Genomic DNA, 26,359 nt, shown 5'->3' on the forward strand with positions numbered 1-26,359 from the left:
GAATTATCCCAAAGTTTTATTTATCAAAAATGAATATTCGATATACTTCCTTTAGCCTTTAAAAGTAACAAAATGATATGTTAGATCAGAATACAACTTCAACAGCATTTACTCCCGTATCACCCGCTGAGCGTTATGCAAAAGCATTGTCATCTGGACAGTTTTTACCAGATGATGCTCAGGCTCAAGCAGTACATGAGTTGGAGCGGGTATGGCAAGAATTGATCAATCGTTATAAAGCATCGAAGAAAGCTTTTCGTCGTTTCCGCCGTCAAACTGCACCGAGAGGTGTATATATGTGGGGTGGTGTAGGGCGTGGAAAGACATGGCTCATGGATCAATTTTACGATTCGATTCCTTTTCGCCGTAAAACCCGTATGCATTTCCATCACTTTATGCAATTTGTGCATAAAGAGTTAAACAAGCTTTCTGGACAGCGTAATCCTTTAGATATCGTTGCAGATCAAATTTATAAAGAAGCTGTGGTGATTTGTTTTGATGAGTTCTTTGTATCGAATGTAACCGATGCAATGATTCTCAGTGATTTATTCCAAAAATTATTTACCCGTGGCATTACCTTGATTGCCACATCAAATATTGCCCCAGATGGTTTATATAAAAATGGAATCCATCGTGATCGTTTTATTCCAACGATTGAAATGGTAAAAAAACATTGTGTGGTATTGAATGTTGATGCGGGTGTTGACTATCGTTTACGGGTATTAAAACAAGCGCAATTGTTTAAATCGCCACTGACAGATGACAATAAAGTCTGGATGGCAAAGCGTTTTAATGCATTAACCACATCGCAGACAGTGTCAGAAGAACCAATTACGATTAATAACCGTGTTGTTGAAACTTTGGGCCATACAGAAGATGTATTGTGGTGTGAGTTTAGAGAACTCTGTATGAAACCGCGTAGTCCATCGGACTTTATTGAAATTGCCAATATCTATAATACCGTTTTGGTGAGTAATGTTCCGCACTTAACTGATTTGCTGTCAGAAGGTACACGTCGTTTTATTTATCTGGTAGATGAGTTTTATGACCGTGGAGTAAAGCTGTTACTAACATCTCAAGACTCGATTATTGAGATTTATGACGGAGAGAAGCTGGCTTTCGAAATTGAACGTACACGCTCTCGTTTACTCGAAATGCAATCAGATGAATATTTGCAGTCAGAGCATCGTTTGATTAAAGGCAATAGTGAGTTAGAAGTAGAATAATCATCCTTAGAAAGATGTAAAAAAGCGATCTTATCATTGATAAGATCGCTTTTTTATGAGGGGGATACTGTCATCAGTATGCATTTTGCAAGGACTGTGTGAGCAAACTATTTAAGGGTGTTCATCCTATTCTAAATACACACGATAAGATTAAACAATCTCATAAAACCAAAGCTGTTTCAGTTGTATTCGCTTGATGACTAAAAACAATTAACCCACCTGAATTTCAGTATTAGGATGACGAACACGACTTTTATTCGGTGTAGCAATCAAATAAGCCAGTGTTAGTGGTCCTAAGCGTCCAGCAAACATTAGACAAATTAAAGCGATTTGGCTGCCAGCATGTAAATTTTCAGTGATTCCGCGTGATAAGCCGACAGTACAAGCCGCAGAAACGGCTTCAAATAATAGGTCTAAAAACTTTTTATCAGGCTCAAGGATCAGTAGGGTAAAAAAGCCAATCAGGATCAGCAGTGAAGTAATTGAAATGACCGCCATTGCCTTAAAGGTCGCCTGATGAGAAACAGAATGCCCAAAAATGGTAATCTCATCTGAACGTTTTAAGAAGGTAATGACACTTAAAATCATAATGATAAATGTGCCAACTTTAATTCCACCAGCGGTACTTAAAGAACCGCCACCAATAAACATCAATACCATGGTAATTAAGGTCGATGCATTGGTCATACTGCTGACTTCCAAGCTGTTAAAACCTGATGAACGAGGTACGGTAGCATGGAACCACGCGTTTAAAGCTTGGTCACCAACAGACATTGGAGCCAATGTTAAAGGATTGGATGCTTCGATTGCCCAAATAACAATAAAGGCAAAAAGGTTTAAGCCCGCAATTGTAGACAGAATTAACTTACTATTGGTGGAGAGTTTCTTCCAACGCTTGGCTCTTTTAATATCCATCAACACAACAAAACCAATCCCACCGATGATATACAACATACTGATGGTAAATGTCACCATATACTGGTCAGAGAAGCTCATTAAGCTATTGGGAAATAAAGAAAATCCACCATTGTTAAAAGCAGAGATACTATAAAACAGCGCGTAGAAAAATGCATGTTCTAGGTCGTAGTGATGTGACCATGCCATGGTTAGAATCCCTGTACCAATCGCTTCAAAGAACAATGAGTAAAGAAAAACCCCTTTTACTGTAAAGGTCGCTTTGGCCAAGCTGGTTTGACCAATGGTTTCTTGTGCCATGACTTGCTGCCGAATACCAACTTTTGAGGAAAGACTCAAAGCAGCTAAGATCGCAAACGTCATAAAACCTAAGCCACCGCATTGGATCAGTATCATCACCACAACTTGACCGAAGGTGGTTAAGGAGTCTCCAATGTTAACGACAGACAGCCCAGTGATGGTTACAGCAGACGTGGCAGTAAACAGGGCCTCTAGCCATGTCAAATTGCCTTGATTAGCAAAGGGAAGTTTAAGTAACAATGTTCCGATGATAATAAAGCTTAAAAAACCTAAAGCAAGTAAGCTCGGTGGGCTGAGATTAATACTATTGTGTTTTTTGTTGATTAGTTCTTTTTTAGATAAACGCATAGTTATGACTATAAGAAACGAATCGAAAATTGTCTTAACATTTCTACAGGTCCTTCAAGGATTAAAATATCCTTTTCCTGTAAAATCGTCCCCGGTGCAATATCATACAGTACATGCGAACCGCGTTGTAATAACAAGGTTGTAAGTTCGGGGGTATTTTCCATGACCGTTTGAAATTGCGCGCCTTGTAAATTTGCACCTATTTCAATTTTGACGATATAGCGATCATTATTTAACGCCATATAACGTCTCACCATTGGATAACTGAGTGATTGTGCAACACGAATCCCCATGTCTTCTTCAGGGTGAATGATTTTTGTAATGCCTAAATGAGACAAAATCATATGATGTGATTTAGATTTGGCTTTTACAAAGATTTTTTCGATACCCAAATTTTTTAAATGCAGTACGCATAGAATACTGGCTTCAATATCTTCACCAATGGCAACCACCACGGCATCACAATTTTTGATATTCAGTTCATCTAACACATGTTCATCGGTAGCATCTGCAATAACTGCATGACTGATTTTATCTGCAATGTTTTCTACATTTTTCTTTAATGTATCAATACCTATTACATCGTGATTTAAGTTGGTGAGTTCTAGTGCAACTGCTTCACCAAAACTGCCTAAACCGATGACAGCGAATTGCGCCATTCTACAAAGTCCTTATCCCGACACTGATTTTGTGTTGGTATGATCATATTCAATTTTTATATATTTTATCTTTAAAGTATTGCAACGCCAATCTACAAACTGAGAATAAAAAGCGATAAATGTAAATAAAACCAGATTTATGTCATAAAAACTTAAAATTGATCCGATATCATTGCTTTGAAATTTCAAAATGCAAAGCCAAGATTGGGCTTTCGATCCAAGAATAAAAAATGGATGATAAAAAAATGGACGATAAGAAAATTTTTAAAATTCTCCAACATTGGTTCCCAGCGTTGGAGCAAAGAGATATTCCTAAAAAGAAACATCGTAAACGTTTTGTGGAGTTTCTCAATTGGATCGAAGCTGAAAAGTTTGGTGGGCGATTTCGTGGATATTTAATGAAAATTGATCGTATGCAATTTCATGAAAATGAGATTGAGCGTTGTGCGGTTTTTCATGAATATGCAGTAGATAGCTTGGGAATTCAAACTCAAATTCGTGAAAGAGCGAAGCCTTTATTTGATCATTATGAAGTACACAAAGATGTTATTGGACGCTATTACAATGTTCAAGATCAAGTTTATGATGTTGTATTCGAGGAGATATTAAAACAAGCCAGACAACATGATCATGAACTGTTGCTGATTTATGCTGAAGATTATTATTGGTTGATCGTACCAAATCATGAATATAAAATTGAAAAATTCTGCAAGTGTTTTAATAAACAATTTCACGATGAAGATGTCAGTATAGAACATTATGCATTATTTGATTGCTCAAGATCGACTTAGTTTTTTGCAATTAATTCAACATATTGATAATAAAATAGAGAGATATCCATGTCACAGAAAATATATTCATTGCTTCAACATTTAATTCCAGAGCTAAATGCACAAAAAATTCCTCAAGATACTAAATTTTATAGTTTTAGTGAATGGCTGAATCAACAGCATGATTTCCTGCATTATATTGAATTAAAAGAATATTATGACAATGGAGTTGAAGATGATTTCTACTTTAACCAGCACAATATTGATACTGAGCAATTGCAAAATGAGATTGAAGTTGCAATAGCTGAAATATTTGATCAATACGATGAAGAAGATGATGGGGTCTCATTTGATGATCAAATGGACGCAATGCAACAAACAGAAGAAATCATTTTCGATAAAATTAAACAGGTTGCAAATCAGTATCAGCTTTCTTTATTGGTTATATATCGTGAAAATCCGTATTGGATGCTTGTACCTACACAAGATGAGCAACAATTAAATCAAATTGTGGATGCTTTTAATGACGCATTTAATGATGATGGTGATTTAAATATGGCGGTTTATTAAGTTAACTTTTTCGAATTGTTCTGATTTTATAAAAAAATAGCCCATAAAAATTTATAGGCTATTTCGATTTTGAAGCTATTTCTATTTTAAGAAACGTTGATAACCTAAGTTATTGGTAATTTCTTGATATGGGTAATTGATATTTTCCAAAGTCTCAATCAGTCCATCTGGATTCTGTACCGCATCTTCTGCATCCAAGCCAACCAAAACACGTCCTTCTGCTGCACCGTGATTACGATAATGGAATAGGCTAATGTTATGGGTTGGACCAAGGCGCTCCAAGAATGTTAATAAAGCGCCTGGGCGTTCTGGAAACTCAACACGGAACAAACGTTCATTGGCAATATCGGCATGACCCCCAATCAAATAACGGATATGCAATTTTGCAACTTCATCATCCGATAAATCATCGACATCATAATGTAATTTCATGGCTTCATAGATGTCATGGCGTTCTTTTTCACCAGCCTTTAAGCTAATACCGACAAAGACTTGAGCGGCAGATGCATCACTAGCACGGTAGTTAAACTCAGTGATATTACGGCCTTGCAAAGCACGACAGAAATTCAGGAAAGAACCTTTTTCTTCTGGAATGGTCACTGCAAAAATGGCTTCTTTACGTTCACCGAGTTCGGTACGTTCAGCAATATAACGTAAACGGTCAAAGTTCATGTTGGCACCGCAAACAATTGACACCATGTTTTTGCCTTCAAGACTATGTGCAGCGACGTACTTTTTGATACCTGCAAGTGCCATAGCACCTGATGGTTCAACAATACTACGACATTCATCATAAGTGTCTTTGATTGCCGTACAGATTTCATCTGTATTGACCAGTACCACATCACGTTCAACAATTGGACCTGAGTTATCAGATTTTTGTAGTTGAATCACTTCAAATGGCTTTTCGCCGATTTGAGCAACAGCTGTACCATCTGCAAATAATCCTACAGAAGGGAGTATTACACGTTGATTGGCTTCAAATGCTGCTTTTAAACATGCAGATTCATCATATTCGACAGGAATAACTTTGACATGCGGGGCAACATCACCAAGATATGCCGCTACACCTGCAATTAAACCACCACCGCCCACAGCAACAAATACGTATTCAACATCACGCCATTGACGCAATATTTCATTGGCAATTGTACCTTGGCCGGCCATAACCAGTTCATCATCATAAGGCGGAATAAAGGTTAAACCTTCGTCATTTGCACGTTGAATGGCATATTTGTTAGCAACATCAAATGAGTCGCCGTGAAGCACAACATCACCACCCAAACGTTTTACTGCTTGAACTTTAATATCAGGGGTGGTTTTTGGCATCACAATAATGGCGCGAATACCTAACTTTTGACCAGATAAAGCCACGCCCTGAGCATGGTTACCTGCTGAAGCAGTAATAACGCCACGTTCCAACTGAGATTTCGGTAATTGACTAATACGGTTATACGCACCGCGTAGTTTGAAGGAAAAGACAGGTTGTAAATCTTCGCGTTTAAAGCGAATGTTATTGTTTAGTTTTTCACTAATTCGTGGCGCTGCTTCGAGTGGGGTTTCGATTGCAACGTCATACACCGTTGCCTGTAATATTTGTCGAACCAAACGAGACAGCATGTTAATTTTCCATCTAACAGTTTAAAATGAGCGCTCATTGTAACAAACCGTTGTACCTTTGCGTTTTAAAATTATGCAAAATGTGCAGGAAATTGAAATTTTATTGAGAGATGTCATGAGCCTTTATGCAACCCAGGACGAGAAAAAACAAGCTGCAGCCCAAGCCGCTTTAAAACACTTACCAAGAGGGGGCATTTTGGGAGTCGGTACTGGTAGTACAGTGAACTTCTTAATTGAATTATTACCTCAGTTACAACTTGAAGCAGCCGTAGCCAGTTCAGAAGCAACAGCTCAACGTCTTAAGAAATTAGGCATTGAAGTGGTTGATATGAACCATGTTGGTGGTTTAGATGCTTATGTAGATGGTGCTGATGAAATTGACCGTCATTTACATATGATTAAAGGCGGTGGTGCTGCACTCACACGTGAAAAAATCGTGGCATCTATTGCGAAAAAGTTTGTATGTATTGTTGATGACTCGAAATGGGTCGATCAATTAGGCCGTGAATTTCCATTGCCTATCGAAGTGATTCCTATGGCACGTTCAGCCGTTGCACGTAAAATCGTATCTTTAGGCGGTGACCCAGTTTATCGTGAAGGTGTGGTAACGGATAACGGTAATGTCATTCTAGATGTCTATAACTTAAATATTTTGAATGCATTAGAGGTCGAAAAAACTATTAACGATATTCCTGGTGTGGTGTGTAATGGTATTTTTGCGATCAATAAAGCTGATGTCGCTGTAGTCGCCACCAATCATGGTATTGAAGAGCGTACCGCAGGATAAGAAAAAATTTCCCCTAACTTCTGCTTGAGTAAAGACGAGGTTTACTACCTACCTTTTTTAAGTAAGCGTTGGGGGAGATTCTAAAAATAAGCGTATTAAGATGGCAAATCTTCCTGAAATAAAAATCACACATCATGCACGGGCAACACGCTTACGTTTACGTGTTGAACCCACGCAGATTCGATTAACTGTGCCCAAATATTGTACCCAACGTCAAATTCAGCATTTTTTACACGAGTCTGAACAATGGATGATTGAGACATGGCATAAACAGCAGGAAAAAATACAGCAGGTTGATCAGATATTACCGACAAGCTTGCAACTGTTTAATTTAAAACTGCCCCTAGAAATTATTTATAAAACTCAAAAAAATAGCTATATTTTAGATGAGCAAAAGCATCAGTTATTTGTCAGCGAGCGTCAGCCGGAAAGCTATTTAAAAGCTTTTGTGATTGCTTATGCAAAGCATTATTTACCGATTTATTTAAAGCAAGTCAGTGATGAAACCCATTTAAAGTTTGGACAGTGTGCTGTTCGACACCCGAAAACGCGTTGGGGAAGTTGTACAGCCCGTCATGATATTATGCTCAATAGTGCCTTAGTTTTATGTGATCAACGAATTACCCGTTATGTCTGTGTACATGAATTGGCACATACCAAACATTTTGATCATAGCGCTGCTTTTTGGTCTGAAGTTGAAAAGCATGATCAACACTATCAGCAGCATCGTAAAGTTTTAAAAAGTAGTGTAATGCCTTGGTGGTGGGCGTAATAAAATAAGTAAATTTCTAGATTGCATTAAAATAAAAAATGAGGAAAAGCGTATGACTGTAAAAAGAATCATAAGTAATATTAAAGCTTTAGATTTAGCCAGTGCCCAAGCTTTTTATGGTGATTTTTTAGCGATGGACTTGGTGATGGATCATGGCTGGATCAAAACATTTGCCAGTCAGGAAATCATGCATCCACAAATCAGTATTGCTTCGGAAGGGGGAAATAATACAGATGTACCCGATTTTTCAATCGAAGTTGACAATGTGGATGAACTTTATGAAAAAGCCAAAAAATTAGATTTAGACATTCTCTATCCATTAACCAATGAAGACTGGGGTGTTAGGCGATTCTATGTCAAAGATCCATTTGGAAAGGTTGTAAATATTTTACAACATATTGAATATTAAAAATTAATGAGTTAAGTGGGATTTTAAAATGCAGTGGAATAAATTGGTTCCAGAATTGATCGTCACCGATTTGAAGAGGAGTTATCAGTTTTGGGTGGAAATACTGGGTTTTTCTGTAATGTATCAACGGACTGAAGAAAAATTTATCTATGTGGAACTTGATGGTGTTCAGTTTATGTTGGAGCAACAACAAGAAGGGCAATGGTTAACCGGAGTATTGGCCTACCCATTGGGAAGAGGGATTAACTTTCAGTTCGAAGTAGACCAACTCGACAGTATTTTAAATCGTTTGGATGTCGCACAATGGCCGCTATTTGAAGCGTTAGAAGAACGTTGGTACCGTGCAGAAACTATAGAGCATGGACAAAAGCAATTTTTAGTTCAAGATCCAGATGGTTATTTATTACGAATTGTTGAGGTGATTGGAGAAAGAGCAATAACGTTAGATTAAATAAGGCTGGCTTAAATAAGGTAAGGTTATAGGGACTTTAATTGAGATACAGCGATGCACATCAGATCTTTTCAAAATCATGACCGAGCACCATTGAGTGAACTTTTTTTAAATACCAGAAAATTAAGTTGGTCGTGGTTAGATTCTTCAAAATGGGGGCTGAGTGATTTTGAAAAATACACCGAAAATGAAATGATTTTAGTGGCTGAAAAAGACCAAGAATATTTGGGATTTGCATCTATTTTTCTGCAAGAGAACTTTTTACATCATCTATTTATTGCCCCAAATGCTCAAAATCAGGGTGTAGGAACAGCATTGCTAGACGCAGCAGAACAACTGTTTACGGGTACAGGCTATCTCAAATGTTTATCAGAAAATAAACAAGCTTTGTCTTTTTATTTAGGTTATGGCTGGGAAGCAATCAGCACTGGAGAAAGTGAAGAAGGTGGATATATATTGATGTCAAAAGCAAAACTTATTCAGTAAAACTATTGACCCATTCTATAATTATTTCGACGACTTCATCAGGCTGTTTAATCCATGCACTATGTTGATTGCCTTTAGTTTTATGGGTTAAATCCAGCGTGTTTATTTGTGGGTTTTTAAAATAACCACTTAGGCCAAGCATTGAAGACATTGGTGCAAAATCATCGCCATTTAAATAGACAAATAAGGCAGCGTTATTCACCACGTTTTCTTGACCAATAATATGTGCATAATTTCCTGTAAAGATAACTTTAGACCAATCACGCATTAAGGATTTTGTCTCTTTATTCCCAAAAGCAATTTTATAGCCAGCAAAATAACCATCTTTTAAAATCATGGCGTTGATCACTGTGACTGCTTTTAAAATATTGATTTTACCTTTTAAGTCCCAATTTTTTAAACCGATATTGCCTGTGGCAACACCAATGACTTTATTTGCATGATTTTGTGCATAAAGTGTTGCTAAATGCCCACCTAAACTATGTCCAAATAAGATTGGAACTTGCTGGTTTAGTTCTAAGGCCAGCTTTTCCAGTTGAGGAATAAAGTCATTGAGTAAATCAGCATAACCATAATCAATCTTTGCTGAAACAGGCGGAGTATTACGCCCACAATGGGGATAATCAGCCACAATAACATTCAAGCCACTTTGGCTTAAAGCGGTAATGAGCACCTCGTATTTACTGATTGCTATGCCTAGCGCAGCCAGCAAAATAATACTATGGCTGTTTTCAGGGTTTGAATAAATATCGACTACAATTGGATATTGCCCAAAATCAATATTCTTTTGGGTAAAAGAGGTGTTTTTAATGATTTAGTCCTTAAAAATATTCATTTGAATCATGCTTGAAAGTCCGAGTTTATGCATTAAAGCAGTCCGTGATTGAGGGTTTCTCTTTGCTTCAATTGAGATAAGTTTACGCATTTCTGAATTAAAATGTACCCGCGGATATTGGGTTAAAATTTTGTTTTTAAAACTGTTTGAAAATAAGCTGAGATCAGTCCCAATTACATCACATGAAGTGGCTTTTTGTAGTAATAGCATTTCTTTAGAAAGGCTGTGATCACTTTCATTTAAGCTGCCATTCATATGTAAACAAATCGCATTTGAAATATTATCCATTTTGTCTTTGGGATAATGATGTTTGCTACAGAGAGTTTCTGCTCTTAAGGCGCTTTCAAAGCTAAAACATTGACATGCATATTGATCCAAATGATTAACCAGTCCTAAATCATGCATCAAACATGAAATAACAAGACTCTCTTGATCAAATTGCCATTGTTTGGTGTGGGCGATAGCAATAGCCCAAAAATAGCTCCGCCAAGAATGATTGATGATCGCTTGAGAGGCTGTTTGTTCTAATTCGTCCATCGCTTCTTTGACAATTGCTGTGTCAGGAATCTGAAAACTATCCAATGTAAATGAAGTTGAATCATGATTCGCCTTTCGAAATGTTTTGCCATAGTTCAGTGTGGCAGGAATGAGGACTTGTTTTATAAGCTGAGTTTTCTCTTTAAAGCTAAGTTTTCCATTACTTGTATTCATCCACGTTCGTGATCCAATCATGACCAATACGTCCTTTTGTTAATTTTAGAGTAATTACTCTAAATTATTATGCATAGATCATTGAGCAAGACAAGACAGTTTTCTTTGAATTTGTTTGAATAGTCTTTTATGCCAAAACAAGATTTAAAATGAAAAGGTTTGTTTTTATCATTTTTTAGAGGTTTAATTTGATGGTTTTATAGGCGATGTCATTAAATTACATGTTTACTTGTGTATTTATCATCATGAATTTTAAGTGATGGTATAATGCCTTAAAAGTATTTCTTAATAAAAGCAGTTAAATTACAAAATAGTCTGATTATTTTAAGCATAAGTTGGGAGTGAATTAAAAAATACTCTAAACTTGGCGACTTGCCAATATTTCCTATTTCTTATCATAAAGATATCAGACGTGAATTTTGCAGATACTCATTACTTTATTTTGATTGTACCGGTCTGCCTGATATTAATGGGCAGTTTACTTTTGATCTGCCATTACTTTTTTAAAGCACCTACTTATTTATTTTGGTTGGGTCTTGGATATATCGTGCCATCTTTTTCTTTAACTGCACAAAGTTTTATGTCTAACCTACAATTAACATTTTCTGCTCCACTTTTAGGTGGTTTATACCTATTTGGCGCGTGGGCCAGTGCATATACTATGGCATTGAGAAAGAATGCTAGTTCACACGCTTTAGTCGCTTTTTTCTTGATCTTTATCACAATATGCTTGTTGGTCTATTATGCTTTTGTTGATGAACAGCTATGGATCCGGATGCTGATTTTAAACCTGAGCATTGCCACAGTTGAATCCTTAGTTTTAGTATCTATTTTTAAAGATGATAAGCAAAGTGATTGGTTAAATAAGCTGGTCGATTATTCCTATCTTTTTATTGTTTTATATACTTTTGTCCGCGTCATTATTATTTTCTTTTTTTTGAAAAATATTGAAGCCAGTATGCTTGTAAATTCAGTATGGTGGTTAATGATGCTTGCTGCCAGTATTATCCTGAGCATGTGGTTTGCGATCGCACTTTTGGGAACATTAGTTCGAGATATTATTTTTAAATTAAATGATGAACGTTGCAGAGATCCATTAACACATTTACTCAATCGTCGTGGATTTTATGACGCAGCTAAAATAAATTTAATCGATTTACCAGAAAAGCAATATTTTTTGTTGATGTGTGATGTCGATCATTTTAAGAAAATTAATGACACCTATGGACATCTGGTGGGTGATCAGATTTTGCAGAGTGTAGGTCGTCTTGTCAGTCAGCATGTTAGTGAAAAGGGCTTAGTGGGGCGTTTTGGTGGTGAAGAGTTTATTGTTTTATTACAAGTTGAAGATCTCAGTGATGCCTATAAAATTGCTGAGCGTATGCGGACTGCTATTGAAACTGAGCAATTTTTAACTCAACCCATCTTATTGACAGCCAGCTTTGGTTTAACACAAGTGCGACATCGTAATTTAGCCAGCGGTATAGAAGCTGCTGACAAACTTTTGTATGTCGCCAAACGTAGAGGGCGCAACTGTATTGCGCAAGATGCATCAATTGAACTTATGCGAATTTAACTTTGTCATAATGCTAAAATATCATAAAAACCCAGTAAAATAGTTTAGAAAGCATCAACTTCCTGTCATACTACAGCACTACAAAATGGATACTTTTAAATCGAGGTAAAAAACGTGATTTCAGTGGGTATTGTCGGTGGAACAGGTTATACAGGCGTTGAATTGTTGCGTCTTTTACTACGACATCCAAATGTTCAAGTGAATGTACTGACATCACGTACCGAAGATGGTCGCCGTGTAGATGATATGTTTCCAAGCTTACGTGGACACACCGAGCTTAAATATTCAGATTTAAACATTGATGAATTAAAAAAATGTGATGTCGTGTTTTTTGCGACCCCGCATGGTGTGGCAATGCAACATGCGCAACAACTCTTGGCAGCAAATACCAAAGTTATCGATTTAGCCGCTGATTTTCGCTTGCAGAATTTAGCACAGTTTGAAAAATGGTATGGGATGCAGCACGCTTGTCCAGAAGTACTGAAAGATTCTGTATATGGTTTATCTGAACTTAATCGTGAACAGATTAAAAATGCCAATGTTGTCGGTAATCCTGGCTGTTACCCAACCACTGTACAGTTGGGATTAGCGCCACTTTTTAAGCAAGCTGAAACATTGGTTAAACCAGAAAGTATTATCATTGATGCGAAATCTGGTGTATCAGGTGCGGGGCGTAAAGCTAGTCTAGGCATGATTTATTCAGAAAATGCTGATAATTTTAAAGCCTATGGCGTTGCTGGACATCGTCATCATCCTGAAATTGTAGAAGCATTAGAAAATATTTCAGGTCAAAAAAATGTATTTGATCAGATTCTTTTTGTACCGCATTTAGTTCCGATGATTCGTGGTATGTTCAGTACGATCTATGTTGATTTGACAGAGCAAGGCGCAGCAGCAGATTTACAAAGTATTTATGAAAAATTTTATGCAAATGAAATATTTGTAGATGTAATGCCTGCAAATAGTTCACCAGAAACACGTTCTGTACGTGGTGCAAACCAACTCAGAATTGCACTGTATAAACCGCATCCGAACAAGTTAATTGTTTTGTCTGTTCAAGACAATTTAGTCAAAGGTGCGGCAGGACAGGCTGTACAAAATATGAACTTAATGTTTGGTTTTGCTGAAGATGCTGGTTTACAAGGTATCGGATTATTACCATAAAAAACGCTTTATGGCTTCACACACATATAACTTTGCGGTTAAATGTGTGTTTTGATTCTATCAATAATACTTAGAGATGATGATGCAGAACACAGAAACAAATACCGCGTCACAACCAGCTCAAGCACCGAAAAAGCCTTTTTTAAAAGGGAATATGCCTTTGGTGATCGGTGGGGTTGTATTATGTGCTGGCAGTGTACTTTTAGGTTATACGGTTGGACATCGCCAAGGGCTAACGGTAGTCGGTTTTGATGCAGATGCAGAACAGTTGGTAGAAGTTGTGAAGCAACAAAAAACAACACTGGCTAATTTAAATAAAAGCCTAAATGCTGCTGTACAGGAAAGAGACGTGGCTGTTTCGAATTCTAACGATTTGTTAGAGTCATTGAACAAAGCCAATGCTGAAAAATCACAAGTTGATGTGATGAGTGCGATTTATCGTGAAGTGTTAAAACAACGTGGCGGTTTGAGTTTAACAATTCAAAACTTGGCGGTTAAGCCATTACCAGAAAACGCTTATGAATATCAGCTTGATCTTATTCAAGTCAGTCCAAGACGTGCGACGGGTTCCGTTGAAATTCGTTTGATTAGTGGTACTGAGGTGTTAACAGTGCCAATGGCAGATGCGAATTATAACTTTACTGATTATGAGCGCTTAACTGGTCGTTGGACCATGCCTAAGGGCTTTAATCCACAATTTATCGAAATCCGTCTAAATGGTGCCACTCCAGTAGTTAAACGCTTTAGTTGGTCACGTGGGCAAGCTGTAGACAGTGCAGCAGCATTTGCTGCAGAGGTTCCTCAAGCTGCGGCTAATTCTCAATAAATCATAAGTATTTTGAAAAATATGCGAACTAATAAACGTCAAATGAGTTTAAATGAAGTGAAATCATCATTCCGTGATTCAGGATTTATAGATTGGCACTTGAGTATTCGTATAAGTAATTCAGAAGATCCAAACCATCCAGACCATGATCAAGCAGATGTTGCAGTACAAACTGCACCACCTGAAGTGAAGCGACCACCGATGTATTCTGTCGTTTTATTGAACGATGATTACACTCCGATGGACTTTGTTATTGAAATTTTACAACAATACTTTGCTTTGAATCTTGACCAAGCCACTCAAGTAATGTTAACAGTACATTATGAAGGAAAAGGTGAAGCTGGTGTTTATCCAAGAGACATTGCGGAGACTAAAGCCAACCAAGTTAATAACTACGCTCGATCTCAAGGTCATCCATTGCTTTGTCAGATTGAGCCAAAAGAATAAGGGGGTTTCATGCTCAGTCGTCAATTAGAAGTTTCACTCCGTTTGGCTGTTAGCATGGCTCGTCAAAAGAGACATGAGTTTCTTACGGTTGAACATTTATTATTGGCTTTACTTGATAACGATTCAGCGGTAAATGCCTTAAAAGCATGCGGCGCTGAAATTATCAGTTTGCGCAAAGAGTTAGAGGAGTATGTAGAACAACATACCCCTAAACTAGGAGAAAACAACGACCAAGCCCCTCATCCAACTGAAAGTTTTGACCGTATCTTACAACGTGCAATTTTCCACGTTCAGTCAAGTGGCGGTGATCGCACAGTAGAGGGTGCAGATGTACTGGTTGCGATGTACTCTGAGCGAGATTCTTTTGCCGTTTATTTGCTAAAACGACATCAAATCAATCGTTTGACTTTAACCCAATATTTGTCACACGGTGCGCGTAAAGAAGAAATTCAAGTTGAAGAAGAATCTGATGATTTAGAAGGTGAATCAAATGCTTCAGCAAATGCTGGACCACTTGAACTTTATACTTTGAATTTGAATATTGAAGCGCAAAAAGGCAAAACTGATCCTTTAATCGGGCGTGAAAAAGAAATTGAACGAACTGCTCAAATTCTTTGCCGTCGCCGTAAAAACAACCCATTGCTTGTAGGTGATCCTGGTGTGGGTAAAACATCGATTGCTGAAGGTCTGGCATGGTTGATTGTGAATGGTAAAGCGCCTAAGCCACTTGCGACTGCTGAAGTGTTTAGTTTAGACATCGGTGCATTGGTTGCGGGTACAAAATACCGTGGTGACTTTGAAAAACGATTGAAACAGCTTCTCAATGCTTTGAAAAAGAAACCAGAAGCAATTTTATTTATCGATGAAATTCATATGATCATTGGTGCTGGCTCAAGTATGGGCAGTACCATGGATGCATCGAATTTAATCAAACCTGCGTTGGCGAATGGTAGTTTACGTTGTATTGGTTCAACCACTTTCCAAGAATATCGCCAAGTATTTGAAAAAGATCATGCACTATCACGTCGTTTCCAAAAAATTGATGTGAATGAGCCTTCTATTTCAGAAACAATTGATATTTTGCGTGGTTTGAAAAGCAAGTTTGAAGATTTCCATCATGTTAAATATGAAGATACTGCGCTAGTTTCAGCGGTTGAGTTGTCTGCTAAGTTTATTAATGATCGTTTCTTGCCAGATAAGGCGATTGATGTGATTGATGAAGCTGGTGCACAGCGACGTTTAAAAGCTGAACAAGATGATACTTTGATTACAGTTGAAAATATCGAAGATATTATTTCGAAGATTGCACGTATCCCGCCAAAAACAGTATCTAAAGATGATAAATCGGTACTTGAATATCTAGAGCGTGATCTTAAACGTGTGGTATTTGGTCAAGATGAAGCGATTACAGCCTTGGCTTCTGCGATTAAACTGTCACGTGCAGGCTTGAAAGCGCCAGATAAACCAGTGGGTAGTTTTGTTTTTGCAGGGCCTACAGGTGTTGGTAAAACAGAAGTGACCAAGCAACTGGCAAAATTGTTGGGTGTAGAGCTTGTTCGTTTCGATATGTCTGAATATATGGAACGACATGCTGTTTCTCGTTTGATTGGTGCGCCTCCAGGTTATGTTGGTTATGATCAAGGTGGTTTACTGACTGACGCGATTCATAAGAATCCGCACTGTGTCTTGTTATTAGATGAAATCGAAAAAGCACATCCAGATGTCTTTAACTTGTTATTACAAGTCATGGATCATGGTGCTTTAACCGATAACAATGGACGTAAGTCTGATTTCCGTAATGTGATTATTGTATTGACCACCAATATTGGTGCTGAAAGTATTTCTCGTAACAGTATCGGTTTTACTGAGCAAGACAATAGTAATGACAATCAGGAAGCGATGAAACGTGCATTTGCACCAGAGTTCCGCAACCGTTTAGATGGTGTAATTCAGTTTAAAGCATTGCCTACTACAGTGATTGAGTCTGTCGTTGATAAATTCTTAACCGAACTTCAAGCGCAGTTGGATGATAAAAAAGTGGTGTTGGAAGTTGATCAATCTGCTCGCGATTGGATGGCTGAGAATGGCTATGATCGTTTAATGGGTGCTCGCCCAATGCAACGTTTGATTCAAGAGCATTTGAAGAAACCACTTGCTGAGATGATTCTATTTGGTGAGCTTGCAGATCATGGCGGTAATGTTGCTGTTTCTGTGAAGAAAGAAAATGGTAAGGCGGTAGGGCTTACATTAGAAGTCTTTGAAGATCAGACCGCTGAACCAGCATAGTTGTGAATGAACTTTAAAATAACCCGCATTGATTGCGGGTTATTTTTTGAATTATACGCTTATAAAATATCAATTTTCTTTAACCAAACTAGGAATAATGTGGGCCATTGCATTGTTTCAGTATTGGCTTTGCCTAAGCCCCAACCATGCCCACCATTTTTGAAAAGATGTAATTCATAAGCGATCTTGTGTTGCTGCAAAGCGGTTTGCATATTGAGGCTATTCTGAACAGGTGAAATCGGATCATCTATGGCATGGGCTAAAAAGGTTGGAGGTGTATTCTGTTTGACTTGTAAATCAACAGAAAACAAGATTTGTTTGGCTAAATCATGGTTTGAGCCAAATAAGCTTTTATAAGCATGGGTATGATCAAGCGGCGCTTGCATACTAATGATTGGATAAAGTAGCGCCACAAAATTAGGCTGAGCAGAAATTTGATCAATCGGATCATTTAAATTCGAAAATTGTTGTTGCCATTGTGTCGCAATGATTCCAGCTAAATGTCCACCTGCGGAGAAACCCAGTACACCAATTTTGTCTGGATCAATGTTGAATTGATGTGCATGATAACGAATGATACGCAGGGCTCTTTGGCCATCTTGAAAGGGTGCAAGCAGATTATTGCCATCCTGATTTGGTAAGCGGTAAATTAATTCAAATACAGTAAATCCCTGTTCTTGTAAAAACTGTGCAGTTGGCGTGCTTTCTTTGGCCAATTCCTCTCTGGCATAACCACCACCACTGATGACTAAAACAGCGATGTGATTGCTCTGTTTGGGGGGATATACACGCAATTGAGGGGAAGTGATATGGCGAATAGCGCCGTGCTTAATTAGCGTATATTGTTCACTGGATGGTGCTAGTGTTGCGGTATTGGGCCACAATGGAAGACTTAGTGTTGCTGCATCTACATTTTGGCTAAGCCATAGGAAAATGAAGGAATTAAACAAGAAATGATTTATTTTCATTCATAAAACCAAAGATTGTAGATGCTGATATTTTATTCTATTTTTAACATGACAAAATGATCAGCATATTTAAATATGTATGTTTTTGTGGATGAGGCAAACAACAACTACAATTTATAGATAAAAGCTTAGCCGTTTTAGTATGCTCAAAATTTTATTGCTTAGCTCGCGTGAAAATCACATATACTCTAACTTCATGATTATTCTTTGAGTATCAATGGACATTGCATTTACTAAAATTTTAACCACGATTTTATTATTTCTTGTCACAGCTGTTGCAGAAATTTTAGGTTGTTATTTTCCTTATTTAATTCTGAATCAAAATAAAAGCCATTGGTTATGGATACCTACCGTTTTAAGTTTGGCTGTATTTGTCTGGTTATTGACCTTGCATCCTGCTGCTTCAGGGCGTATTTATGCTGCATATGGCGGTATCTATATCTTTAGTGCATTGATGTGGCTGAAATTTGTCGATCATGTCAGCTTAACTCGCTGGGATTTGTTTGGCGGCTGTATTGTAATCATTGGGGCTTTGGTGATTATTCTGCAACCGCAAGGTTTGATTCGTTAAGTCTTCAATAGCATTATTCTAACGTATCTTGTGTTGTTTCAAGTTGATTGATCTTACATACTTTGGGAATTGCTTTGCGATATGCAGCATAATCCTGTTTATATTGTTTAAACCATTTCTGATATTCAGGATTTAGCCTTAAATTGGCAAGATTGGGTTCATTTTCAAAAGAGGATGGTTCTGTATTGTTCTCATCAGAAAATTCCAATTGTTTTAAGTAGGACAGCGCTCGATCCGTTTGACCAAGCAGGGCATAGAATTCAGCGAGGAATTCCTTTTCTCGCTGAGTTTGCTTCCGATTCTTATTCACCACAGCTTCAATTTTAGCCTGATTATCACGTAACCATTTTTCAGCAAGTTTCGGGTCTTCACGATTGAGATATTTAAAATACTGTTGCGCTAGAATAATAAAATTTCCTGCATCGAAAGCTTGATTGGGATCAGATAAATAGTGAAATAAAGGCTTTTTAAGTATATTGATGAGGCGTTTTTGCTCATTCTGATCACGATGATATTTCTGTAACAGCATCAGTTTGTCACTGAGTACAGCATAATAATTTTTCTCATACTCCTCATTGTCTGGTTGCAACTTCATTAAGGTCTCAAATAGTTGTTCAGCCTTTAGCAAATAGTTTAGACGTGGCGTTGGGTCTATGTTTTTCCGATAGTACACCGACATTTGCGCGTAGAATAACCCTAAATTATTGATTGCGATTGTATCTTTAGGATCACGCTTTTTTAACGCAAAATACGCTTGTTCAGTAAGTTCTTGAAAAGGCTGAGAGAGCGTGGTGCAGTGTTGTTCAAGCAAATATTCAGCATATCCAGAAGTCAGAATCGCATAGTTGTGTAAATAGACAGAATCGTTATATTCAATGTCTTTGGCTTTTAACAGTTTTTGCACATTGGGTTGGGCTTTTTGGATTTGAGCCTTAATTTGTGGTTCAAGTTTGGCAAGATTTTTGGTTGCTAATACTTGATCACTTAAATCTTCTATGGCTTGAATCTCATCATCGTTGATATCTGCATAGGTAATTGAAGCGTTGAGTGATAATAAAAAAATAACAATTTTAATTTTCATTGTTGATTCTGCGTTTATCTATTCTTTGAAATAATTGTATACAAGGGAAGGAGAAACATCAAAAGTTGTTCTATTGGAATTAAAAAAGCATCCAGTAAACTGAATGCTTTTTCTTTCTTAGCGGTCATCCATGACTATTGAATAGGTGGATGCTGTAATTGGTTTAACTCTTTTTTACTGAAACCTCTAGAGATAAGTACCTTTTTAATCCCAGTAATCACATCCTGATCTGTCGCTTTCATCAACGCTGATAAAAGTTGATCATTGGATTTACAAGAGCAATCATTTTCAACACATGCAATTTGATTTTTATGTTCATTTTGCAATGTATCTTCAGCCGTAAACAGCTTTTGCCAAAAACTCATAGAGCCTTCATACACAACCTAACATAGTTCGAAATATAGCCGTTTTTTAATAAAATACAAGATCTGAGCGAAATAGATGGTCGAGTTATAGGCTGATTTTTTCGATGATTTGATATGTTTTAAACGGTTTGTTAAAGGGCCATGTTTTAAATGATTTATAACTTAATGATATATCAATAAATAATTTAAAGAAATAGCTGCCATGCTAATTTACATAGCAGTCTAATCTTGTAATAAATTGTTTAAATTTTTTCGAGAAGAACCCCAGATTCTACATGATGGGTGTAGGGGAATTGATCAAACATCGCAAATTTCACAATTTTATGAGTTTTAAGCAAGGTTTTTAAATTGTCGTGTAATGTGTCTGGATTGCATGAAATATAAAGAATACGTTGAAAACCTTGCAATAGCATTAACGTATCGTCATCAATCCCTGCACGTGGTGGATCAACAAAAACTGTATCAAACTCATAGCCCTGAATGTCTATTTCTGCTTCTTGTAAACGACGGAATTCACGTTCTCCGTTATAGGCCTGAGTAAATTCTTCTGCTGAAAGGCGTGCAACTTGAATATTGTCGATCTGATTCTGTTGAATATTCCACTGTGCCGCATAGACCGAAGATTTCGCTAATTCAGTTGCCAAAACACGGTTAAAACTCAAGGATAAGGGAAGGGTAAAGTTACCATTACCACAGTACAATTCGAGTAGGTCTTTATTTTCGCCCTCTACTGACTGACAAGCCCATTGCAACATTTTTTGGCAAACTTGTGCATTGGGTTGAGTAAAGCTACTTTCAATTTGCTTATATTGAAATTTACGCTCAAAGACTTGTAATTCTTCAACAACAAATTCATCGGTTAAGACAACTTTTTGTCCGCGACTGCGACCAATGATTTTAACATTCAGCTTATCAGCCAATTGTTTTGCTAAAACTTCCCATTCTTCACTCAGTGGCGCACGGTAAATCAATGAAACCAGCATTTCGCCCTTGAGCGTTGCTAGAAAATGCACTTCAAAAAGCCGTTTTGATAAGACTGAATTGGCTTTTAGCTCAGCCAATAAAACTGGCATGAGCTGATTTATACTTTGATCTGCAATCGGAAATTCATCGATACGAGCAACGGTTTTCTGTTGATTTTCATCTCGTTCAAACATGGCATAGAACATATCATCGTCAGTATGCCAAATTCGGAATTCTGCACGCATACGGAAGTTTTGTTCAGGTGAAGCAAATATTTCTAATGAAGGTGGATTAAATTCTGCGAATTGAGTTTGGATACGTTCAATTTTGGCATCAAGCTGTTGTTGATAAGATGAAGTCATATAAATCAGAAAAACGTTGGAATTAAGCAGTAGCGATGGTATCAAAAATAGCACCAGATGGACACCAGATTGCAGTCCATCTTTGTCAATTTATTTAGATCGGCTTGTCTATTGAAATAATCCTAGGATTAGTGATGATGAAGATAAGTTACTCAACACTTACTTAAGTGCTTAACCAAATAGTCAATAAAGACTCTTACCGCAGGAAGTAAGCCTCGGCGAGATGGGTAAACAGCGTGAAAGATCCCATGCGGTGCTTTCCATTCGGGTAAGACACGAACCAATTCACCTGTGGCGACAAAATCATTAGCAATAGTATCTGGAAGTAAGGCAATACCACAATTTTGACTGGCTAATTTTGCCAGCATCATTAAATCCGATCCCATGAGTATCGGGTTAACTTTAATTTTTTTCTGTTGATTTTCACTATCATGTAACACCATTTGTTGATCTAAGTGCTCATCAACCATACTTAAAATTCGGTGTTCAGATAAATCTTCTGGTTTTTTGAGCATACCAAATTCATTTAAATAGGCTTGGCTTGCAAGAAGGTGCTGTTCAATATGTCCAAACTTTCTCAGCACTAAGCTCGGGTCATCGTCCAGATTTGCGCGCACACGCAAGGCAACATCAAAACCTTCATTGATGATATCTACTCGACGATTACTGACTAAAAGTTGTACTCTGATTTCAGGATAAGTTTTTAAAAAGTCAGGAAGGATTTTGGACAATTCACTTTGCGCAACGGTCACAGGTACACTGACTTTAATCACACCACGGGGTTGTTCACTGAGATGATCAACCAGATCATGCGCTGATTGTGCTGCATTCATCATCACTTGGGCATGGCGGTAAATATTCATGCCAATGTCTGTAACTGCGAAATGACGTGAACTTCGTTGAATTAAACGAACCCCTAATTTTTCTTCTAAATTATATACACGGCGACTGAGCTTGGATTTAGGAATATCCGTTGCACGTTCAGCCGCACTAAATCCCCCATGCTCTACAACCAAACCAAAGCAGTAAAAGTCATCCAAATCAGTGAGCATAAATACATTCCATAATTGCAACAATGATGCACTATTAAACTTAATTGTTGCATCAAGTCAACTTGTTAATTGTGAAAATTTTATAAGATTAGGCATTGCCTGTCATGAGAATATTTTGAACTTGCTTATATTCTTCTAATCTTAAAAGGTCTTTAGTGGTCGGGTGCGGAATACGGGTGATATCCATGTTATCAGTAACATCTGCCAGTTTTACCACACGTGCAATTGGATTTTTTACTGCACGGTAGGCGGCTTCGATTCTAGATTCACCTTCTTTTTTGGTTAAGGCAACAACGGCATCGACAATTTCTTGACTAAAGCCAAGTGAGATTAAATCGACCACAGTGGTATCGGTATCTTCCAAGATGTCGTGTAATACAGCAACAATCTGTTGATTGGGTGTTTTAACTTTGAACATCAACCTCAGAGGGTGAAAAATATAAGGCTGTTGTGCTTTATCTTTTTGGCCTGCGTGTTTACGAGCTGCTAAAGCAATCGCTTTTTCAATCGTTGACATAATATCCTTAGCTTTGTTTCGTGTATTTATAAAATATGAAAAGCAATTTTAGATTTATCTAAAACGAGTGTTTAATTTCCCTAACTCGTTTAAAATACAATTTTATTCTGTTCCAAAGCGTATGCCATTTCAACTGATCACTTTAGAAAATTCTCAAGAAAATGTTACATGCCCACATTGCCAACATGCGGTCATTGATTGGAATGAAGAACAATATCTACAACCGTGTATACATACCTTGTTTATTGCGATGGATTTGGGCTTTGAATATATTTCAGATGAATTTGAAGCGACCATGCATCGTAGCGTCGATGAAATCCATGCTCATGATGATCAGGGACTGAATATTTTCAATGAATTATCTGAGAGTAATTATCCTAATTACCTGATTTATAAAACAAGCTTAGGTGTTGTAGGGGATCAAGATTTTTATCGTTATATTGGATTTAGTACTTAAATTTTAAGATATGTAGCCATTCGGTTTAAACACTGCTCAATTGAATAATGTGTTTCTTTTAGCCTATTCTTATTAAAATGCTGAAGGGCATTAAAAATAGCGGAGTAGGCTTAAATTTTCTGTTGTGGGCGTTGTTCATTTCACTTCATACAACCTGAGTTTTATCATCACAATATAGAAATTAAGCTATATTCTATAAATCTTGTATAAGCTATTGTTTAACTCGAAATCGCGTTATTTTAAAAAAGTACTTTGTGATCGTTCAACTTCTGCCAATAACCATTCAATGAATTTAGCAATGAGGGGTGTTTGCTGTTGTTCTGCATAGACAAAATAATAGGCACGTGAACCTTTTAGCTTAATTTCTGAGGCAATAATTAAATCACCTGAGCGCAGTTCTTTTTCAAGTAGTTTTTGTGGAATAAGCGCAACCCCCATATGATGTATGGCTGCCACCGCAAGCATCGAAAATAACTCATGCCGTTGTCCTTCTAATGCAAAAGGATGCTCATAACCAGAAACTTCAAACCACTCTTTCCAAATATAGGGGCGTGTGGTTTGTTGGAGTAAGGGCAGCGTGGCAATTTCTTTCGCCGTTAAACTTCGACGTAAATCTCCGGAAGGCCCTCTTAGCTCTGGAAAATGCTTAAAAATTAACTCAGCAGAACACACAGGAACAACATCTTCATTCATTAAATAGTGGACTTTTGCACCCGGCCAATTTTCAATTTGTGCAGGTGTACCTGTATATATTGCTGCATCAAAAATATGCTCACTGAATAAAAAGGGTTTGGTACTGGTCTCTAAATGAATGGTAATTTCAGGATATATTTCGTTGAACTTATACAGTCGGGGTAAGAGCCAACGTGTTGCAAATGTCGGTACAACCCCTAATTTTAGCGTACCGCCTAAACCTTTATGGCTCATTAAATCGAGTGTGCTTTGTTCAATACCCAATAAATGAGCTTTGATGTTTTTATAATAATGTTCACCAGCTTGTGTTAATTCAACGCCATGCCGTGTTCTGTTAAATAGATTGAGTCCTAAAAAATCTTCGAGTTGTTGTACTTGGCGAGATATAGCACTTTGAGTAAGATGCAGCTCTTGAGCAGCAAAGGTATAGCTTAGATGCTTGGCAGCCGCTTCAAAACATATTAGTGATTGTAATGAGGGAATCATTCTACGCATATTCATTCCTTGAATATCAAAGTTTAGTTAAGACTAAATTTAATCTATTCATATCTAGCAAAAAGAACTTAAAGCAAAGCAGATGTTTGCAATGAATCTTCCATCAAACCCAATGGTTTTACCTCAAATGAAAATTTATAAAAGGATGTAAAGATGATAAAAATCTGTTAAAAAGCCTCGTTTAATACCCGCATAATTGAACCGTAGTCATTGAGCGAGCCATATTATAAAAACACAAGATATGCGTAAATGGAATATCTGAGTGAGAATTAATCGTTTGAAAGTATGGATTTTCACACCTAATATCCCTACTAAGACAACAAGATATGTTCAGCAAAGGATGCTATGAATCAAATGGTTAATTCTACAAAAACGGCACGCGTTCAATTTAACTGGCAAGATCCATTTTTATTGGAACAGCAACTCAGTTCTGAAGAACGCATGATTCGTGATGCTGCTTATGCCTATTCACAAGACAAACTGATGCCAAGAGTTTTGGAACAATTCCGCCATGAAAAAACAGATGCTTCTATTTTTCGTGAAATGGGTGAGCTAGGTTTGCTGGGACCGACAATCCCTGAAGAATACGGTGGTGCAGGTCTAAACTATGTCAGTTACGGTCTTATTGCCCGTGAAATTGAACGCGTAGATTCTGGTTATCGTTCAATGGCAAGTGTACAAAGCTCCTTGGTGATGGTGCCTATCAATGAATTTGGTTCTGAAGAGCAAAAACAAAAGTACTTACCTAAATTAGCTACTGGCGAGTTTATTGGATGTTTCGGTTTAACAGAACCTGACCATGGTTCAGATCCAGGCAGTATGATCACCCGTGCTAAAAAGGTCGAAGGTGGTTATCGTTTGACTGGCGCAAAAATGTGGATTACCAATAGTCCAATCGCTGATGTATTTGTGGTCTGGGCCAAAGAAGTTTCTGCTGAAGGCAATGTCGGTGAAATTCGTGGCTTTATCCTAGAAAAAGGTTGGGAAGGACTTTCTGCGCCTGCGATTCATGGCAAAGTCGGTTTGCGTGCATCGATTACTGGTGAAATTGTGATGGACAATGTTTTTGTTCCTGAAGAAAATGCATTTCCCGAAATTCATGGTTTGCGTGGACCATTTACTTGTTTAAATAGTGCACGTTACGGTATTGCATGGGGGGCGATGGGGGCGGCAGAATTTTGCTGGCACACCGCACATCAATATACGATGGATCGTAAACAATTTGGACGCCCACTGGCTGCGAATCAATTGGTGCAAAAGAAACTTGCAGATATGCAAACTGAAATTGCTTTAGGACTGCAGATCGCATTACGTTTTGGTCGTATGAAAGATGAAGGTATTGCTTCTGTTGAAGGCACTTCACTGATTAAACGCAACAATTGTGGTAAAGCCTTAGATATTGCGCGTGTTGCTCGAGACATGATGGGTGGCAATGGCATCAGTGATGAATTCGGTGTCGCTCGTCATTTAGTCAATCTGGAAGTAGTCAACACCTATGAAGGTACCCATGATGTACATGCCTTAATTCTCGGGCGTGCACAAACTGGTATTGCTGCCTTTAGTAACTAAAATCCACTGTTTTAAAACAGGGATGCTTAAATCTAGCTAGCATCCCTTGTAGGATTTTTTGCCTTAAATTTTATAAAAACTAAGGTAAAAATAAATCAATGATAAAAG

28 protein-coding genes are annotated in these 26,359 nt (G+C 37.5%); 16 read left to right on the plus strand and 12 right to left on the minus strand.

Annotated elements, in window-relative coordinates; genetic code table 11:
* Nucleotides 1–77 precede the first annotated feature (77 nt).
* The gene (zapE, locus tag ASC84_RS01230; protein ID WP_004720770.1) at nt 78–1,226 is read left to right on the plus strand and encodes a cell division protein ZapE; all 1,149 of its coding nucleotides are present in this window, start codon (nt 78–80) and stop codon (nt 1,224–1,226) included.
* A gap of 210 nt (nt 1,227–1,436) precedes the next feature.
* On the opposite strand, the gene ASC84_RS01235 is transcribed toward zapE, so the two are convergent.
* Nucleotides 1,437–2,789: a TrkH family potassium uptake protein gene (locus ASC84_RS01235; RefSeq protein WP_004720769.1), complete on the minus strand. Its 1,353-nt coding sequence runs from the start codon at nt 2,787–2,789 to the stop codon at nt 1,437–1,439.
* An 8-nt stretch (nt 2,790–2,797) separates the two neighbouring features.
* A complete protein-coding gene (locus tag ASC84_RS01240) occupies nt 2,798–3,448 on the minus strand; it encodes a TrkA family potassium uptake protein (protein WP_004720766.1) in 651 nt (216 codons plus the stop codon).
* Between the two features lie 245 nt (nt 3,449–3,693).
* Between ASC84_RS01240 and ASC84_RS01245 the strand changes: the two genes are divergently transcribed.
* The gene (locus ASC84_RS01245; RefSeq protein WP_004720765.1) at nt 3,694–4,239 is read left to right on the plus strand and encodes a hypothetical protein; all 546 of its coding nucleotides are present in this window, start codon (nt 3,694–3,696) and stop codon (nt 4,237–4,239) included.
* 48 nt (nt 4,240–4,287) lie between these two features.
* The gene (locus ASC84_RS01250; RefSeq protein ID WP_056510889.1) at nt 4,288–4,788 is read left to right on the plus strand and encodes a hypothetical protein; all 501 of its coding nucleotides are present in this window, start codon (nt 4,288–4,290) and stop codon (nt 4,786–4,788) included.
* A gap of 81 nt (nt 4,789–4,869) precedes the next feature.
* Here the strand turns inward: ASC84_RS01250 and ilvA are convergent, their stop codons facing one another.
* Nucleotides 4,870–6,408, minus strand: a complete 1,539-nt coding sequence (gene ilvA / locus ASC84_RS01255; protein ID WP_056510892.1) for a threonine ammonia-lyase, biosynthetic — start codon at nt 6,406–6,408, stop codon at nt 4,870–4,872.
* A 115-nt stretch (nt 6,409–6,523) separates the two neighbouring features.
* Between ilvA and rpiA the strand changes: the two genes are divergently transcribed.
* From rpiA to ASC84_RS01280, 5 genes are all read left to right on the plus strand, one after another.
* Nucleotides 6,524–7,195, plus strand: a complete 672-nt coding sequence (rpiA, locus tag ASC84_RS01260; protein ID WP_035372052.1) for a ribose-5-phosphate isomerase RpiA — start codon at nt 6,524–6,526, stop codon at nt 7,193–7,195.
* A gap of 100 nt (nt 7,196–7,295) precedes the next feature.
* Entirely contained in the window at nt 7,296–7,967 is a 672-nt protein-coding gene (locus ASC84_RS01265) for a M48 family metallopeptidase (protein ID WP_056510895.1), read from the plus strand.
* A gap of 52 nt (nt 7,968–8,019) precedes the next feature.
* Entirely contained in the window at nt 8,020–8,376 is a 357-nt protein-coding gene (locus tag ASC84_RS01270; RefSeq protein WP_004720753.1) for a VOC family protein, read from the plus strand.
* Nucleotides 8,377–8,404: 28 nt separating this feature from the next.
* A complete protein-coding gene (locus ASC84_RS01275) occupies nt 8,405–8,827 on the plus strand; it encodes a VOC family protein (RefSeq protein WP_056510898.1) in 423 nt (140 codons plus the stop codon).
* A gap of 54 nt (nt 8,828–8,881) precedes the next feature.
* Nucleotides 8,882–9,313, plus strand: a complete 432-nt coding sequence (locus ASC84_RS01280; protein WP_056510900.1) for a GNAT family N-acetyltransferase — start codon at nt 8,882–8,884, stop codon at nt 9,311–9,313.
* Here ASC84_RS01280 and ASC84_RS01285 read toward each other — a convergent pair.
* Nucleotides 9,303–10,124, minus strand: a complete 822-nt coding sequence (locus ASC84_RS01285) for an alpha/beta fold hydrolase (protein WP_056510903.1) — start codon at nt 10,122–10,124, stop codon at nt 9,303–9,305. The genes ASC84_RS01280 and ASC84_RS01285 overlap by 11 nt on opposite strands.
* Before the next feature lie 3 nt (nt 10,125–10,127).
* Nucleotides 10,128–10,880 (minus strand): HD domain-containing protein, encoded by a 753-nt coding sequence (locus tag ASC84_RS01290; protein WP_056510906.1) that lies wholly within the window; start codon nt 10,878–10,880, stop codon nt 10,128–10,130.
* 448 nt (nt 10,881–11,328) lie between these two features.
* On the opposite strand from ASC84_RS01290, the gene ASC84_RS01295 reads away from it, so the two are divergent.
* From ASC84_RS01295 to clpA, 5 genes are all read left to right on the plus strand, one after another.
* Nucleotides 11,329–12,435: a GGDEF domain-containing protein gene (locus ASC84_RS01295; protein WP_056510909.1), complete on the plus strand. Its 1,107-nt coding sequence runs from the start codon at nt 11,329–11,331 to the stop codon at nt 12,433–12,435.
* Nucleotides 12,436–12,549: 114 nt separating this feature from the next.
* Nucleotides 12,550–13,599, plus strand: a complete 1,050-nt coding sequence (gene argC, locus ASC84_RS01300) for an N-acetyl-gamma-glutamyl-phosphate reductase (RefSeq protein WP_004720740.1) — start codon at nt 12,550–12,552, stop codon at nt 13,597–13,599.
* Nucleotides 13,600–13,681: 82 nt separating this feature from the next.
* Nucleotides 13,682–14,425 (plus strand): DUF6776 family protein, encoded by a 744-nt coding sequence (locus ASC84_RS01305; RefSeq protein WP_004720739.1) that lies wholly within the window; start codon nt 13,682–13,684, stop codon nt 14,423–14,425.
* 21 nt (nt 14,426–14,446) lie between these two features.
* Entirely contained in the window at nt 14,447–14,872 is a 426-nt protein-coding gene (clpS, locus tag ASC84_RS01310) for an ATP-dependent Clp protease adapter ClpS (RefSeq protein ID WP_004720737.1), read from the plus strand.
* 9 nt (nt 14,873–14,881) lie between these two features.
* Entirely contained in the window at nt 14,882–17,158 is a 2,277-nt protein-coding gene (gene clpA / locus ASC84_RS01315; protein WP_004720735.1) for an ATP-dependent Clp protease ATP-binding subunit ClpA, read from the plus strand.
* Nucleotides 17,159–17,217: 59 nt separating this feature from the next.
* Here clpA and ASC84_RS01320 read toward each other — a convergent pair whose 3' ends face one another.
* Nucleotides 17,218–18,126, minus strand: a complete 909-nt coding sequence (locus tag ASC84_RS01320) for an alpha/beta hydrolase (protein WP_056510914.1) — start codon at nt 18,124–18,126, stop codon at nt 17,218–17,220.
* 217 nt (nt 18,127–18,343) lie between these two features.
* Here ASC84_RS01320 and ASC84_RS01325 point away from each other — a divergent pair, with 217 nt between their 5' ends.
* Nucleotides 18,344–18,697 (plus strand): YnfA family protein, encoded by a 354-nt coding sequence (locus tag ASC84_RS01325; RefSeq protein ID WP_056510917.1) that lies wholly within the window; start codon nt 18,344–18,346, stop codon nt 18,695–18,697.
* Between the two features lie 13 nt (nt 18,698–18,710).
* Here the strand turns inward: ASC84_RS01325 and ASC84_RS01330 are convergent, their stop codons facing one another.
* The 5 genes from ASC84_RS01330 to ASC84_RS01350 form a co-directional block, all read right to left on the minus strand.
* Nucleotides 18,711–19,778 (minus strand): hypothetical protein, encoded by a 1,068-nt coding sequence (locus ASC84_RS01330; RefSeq protein WP_056510920.1) that lies wholly within the window; start codon nt 19,776–19,778, stop codon nt 18,711–18,713.
* A 134-nt stretch (nt 19,779–19,912) separates the two neighbouring features.
* Nucleotides 19,913–20,143, minus strand: coding sequence for a hypothetical protein (locus tag ASC84_RS01335; protein ID WP_004720727.1), 231 nt, complete (start codon nt 20,141–20,143; stop codon nt 19,913–19,915).
* A gap of 242 nt (nt 20,144–20,385) precedes the next feature.
* On the minus strand, nt 20,386–21,468 hold the full coding sequence (gene trmA, locus ASC84_RS01340) for a tRNA (uridine(54)-C5)-methyltransferase TrmA (RefSeq protein ID WP_056510922.1): 1,083 nt from the start codon (nt 21,466–21,468) through the stop codon (nt 20,386–20,388).
* Between the two features lie 152 nt (nt 21,469–21,620).
* Complete coding sequence (locus ASC84_RS01345; protein WP_004821316.1) at nt 21,621–22,520, minus strand: LysR family transcriptional regulator; 900 nt, start codon at nt 22,518–22,520, stop codon at nt 21,621–21,623.
* Nucleotides 22,521–22,608: 88 nt separating this feature from the next.
* A complete protein-coding gene (locus ASC84_RS01350; protein ID WP_056510925.1) occupies nt 22,609–23,037 on the minus strand; it encodes an HD domain-containing protein in 429 nt (142 codons plus the stop codon).
* Between the two features lie 121 nt (nt 23,038–23,158).
* Between ASC84_RS01350 and ASC84_RS01355 the strand changes: the two genes are divergently transcribed.
* A complete protein-coding gene (locus tag ASC84_RS01355; protein ID WP_056510926.1) occupies nt 23,159–23,494 on the plus strand; it encodes a hypothetical protein in 336 nt (111 codons plus the stop codon).
* 234 nt (nt 23,495–23,728) lie between these two features.
* Here ASC84_RS01355 and ASC84_RS01360 read toward each other — a convergent pair whose 3' ends face one another.
* Nucleotides 23,729–24,682, minus strand: coding sequence for a LysR substrate-binding domain-containing protein (locus tag ASC84_RS01360; protein ID WP_056510929.1), 954 nt, complete (start codon nt 24,680–24,682; stop codon nt 23,729–23,731).
* Between the two features lie 345 nt (nt 24,683–25,027).
* Here ASC84_RS01360 and ASC84_RS01365 point away from each other — a divergent pair, with 345 nt between their 5' ends.
* Nucleotides 25,028–26,251 carry an acyl-CoA dehydrogenase gene (locus ASC84_RS01365; RefSeq protein ID WP_056510932.1) on the plus strand — a complete coding sequence of 408 codons (1,224 nt, stop codon included), beginning with the start codon at nt 25,028–25,030 and terminating at the stop codon, nt 26,249–26,251.
* The last annotated feature ends 108 nt before the right edge of the window (nt 26,252–26,359 follow it).

It is taken from the genome of Acinetobacter sp. Root1280 (assembly GCF_001425285.1).
GTDB classification, from domain to species: Bacteria; Pseudomonadota; Gammaproteobacteria; order Pseudomonadales; family Moraxellaceae; genus Acinetobacter; species Acinetobacter guillouiae.

Coding starts and splice junctions, on each gene's coding strand:
- ilvA (WP_056510892.1), bottom strand. CDS start 6,408: ATGCTGTCTCGTTTGGTTCGACAAATATTACAGGCAACGGTGTATGAC.
- ASC84_RS01265 (WP_056510895.1), top strand. CDS start 7,296: ATGGCAAATCTTCCTGAAATAAAAATCACACATCATGCACGGGCAACA.
- ASC84_RS01330 (WP_056510920.1), bottom strand. CDS start 19,778: ATGAAAATTAAAATTGTTATTTTTTTATTATCACTCAACGCTTCAATT.
- ASC84_RS01320 (WP_056510914.1), bottom strand. CDS start 18,126: ATGAAAATAAATCATTTCTTGTTTAATTCCTTCATTTTCCTATGGCTT.
- trmA (WP_056510922.1), bottom strand. CDS start 21,468: ATGACTTCATCTTATCAACAACAGCTTGATGCCAAAATTGAACGTATC.
- ASC84_RS01360 (WP_056510929.1), bottom strand. CDS start 24,682: ATGCGTAGAATGATTCCCTCATTACAATCACTAATATGTTTTGAAGCG.
- ASC84_RS01365 (WP_056510932.1), top strand. CDS start 25,028: ATGAATCAAATGGTTAATTCTACAAAAACGGCACGCGTTCAATTTAAC.
- ASC84_RS01270 (WP_004720753.1), top strand. CDS start 8,020: ATGACTGTAAAAAGAATCATAAGTAATATTAAAGCTTTAGATTTAGCC.
- ASC84_RS01325 (WP_056510917.1), top strand. CDS start 18,344: ATGGACATTGCATTTACTAAAATTTTAACCACGATTTTATTATTTCTT.
- zapE (WP_004720770.1), top strand. CDS start 78: ATGTTAGATCAGAATACAACTTCAACAGCATTTACTCCCGTATCACCC.
- ASC84_RS01345 (WP_004821316.1), bottom strand. CDS start 22,520: ATGCTCACTGATTTGGATGACTTTTACTGCTTTGGTTTGGTTGTAGAG.
- ASC84_RS01350 (WP_056510925.1), bottom strand. CDS start 23,037: ATGTCAACGATTGAAAAAGCGATTGCTTTAGCAGCTCGTAAACACGCA.
- ASC84_RS01240 (WP_004720766.1), bottom strand. CDS start 3,448: ATGGCGCAATTCGCTGTCATCGGTTTAGGCAGTTTTGGTGAAGCAGTT.
- ASC84_RS01280 (WP_056510900.1), top strand. CDS start 8,882: ATGCACATCAGATCTTTTCAAAATCATGACCGAGCACCATTGAGTGAA.
- ASC84_RS01275 (WP_056510898.1), top strand. CDS start 8,405: ATGCAGTGGAATAAATTGGTTCCAGAATTGATCGTCACCGATTTGAAG.
- clpA (WP_004720735.1), top strand. CDS start 14,882: ATGCTCAGTCGTCAATTAGAAGTTTCACTCCGTTTGGCTGTTAGCATG.
- clpS (WP_004720737.1), top strand. CDS start 14,447: ATGCGAACTAATAAACGTCAAATGAGTTTAAATGAAGTGAAATCATCA.
- rpiA (WP_035372052.1), top strand. CDS start 6,524: ATGAGCCTTTATGCAACCCAGGACGAGAAAAAACAAGCTGCAGCCCAA.
- ASC84_RS01295 (WP_056510909.1), top strand. CDS start 11,329: ATGGGCAGTTTACTTTTGATCTGCCATTACTTTTTTAAAGCACCTACT.
- ASC84_RS01290 (WP_056510906.1), bottom strand. CDS start 10,880: ATGATTGGATCACGAACGTGGATGAATACAAGTAATGGAAAACTTAGC.
- ASC84_RS01245 (WP_004720765.1), top strand. CDS start 3,694: ATGGACGATAAGAAAATTTTTAAAATTCTCCAACATTGGTTCCCAGCG.
- ASC84_RS01250 (WP_056510889.1), top strand. CDS start 4,288: ATGTCACAGAAAATATATTCATTGCTTCAACATTTAATTCCAGAGCTA.
- ASC84_RS01305 (WP_004720739.1), top strand. CDS start 13,682: ATGCAGAACACAGAAACAAATACCGCGTCACAACCAGCTCAAGCACCG.
- ASC84_RS01335 (WP_004720727.1), bottom strand. CDS start 20,143: ATGAGTTTTTGGCAAAAGCTGTTTACGGCTGAAGATACATTGCAAAAT.
- ASC84_RS01235 (WP_004720769.1), bottom strand. CDS start 2,789: ATGCGTTTATCTAAAAAAGAACTAATCAACAAAAAACACAATAGTATT.
- ASC84_RS01355 (WP_056510926.1), top strand. CDS start 23,159: ATGCCATTTCAACTGATCACTTTAGAAAATTCTCAAGAAAATGTTACA.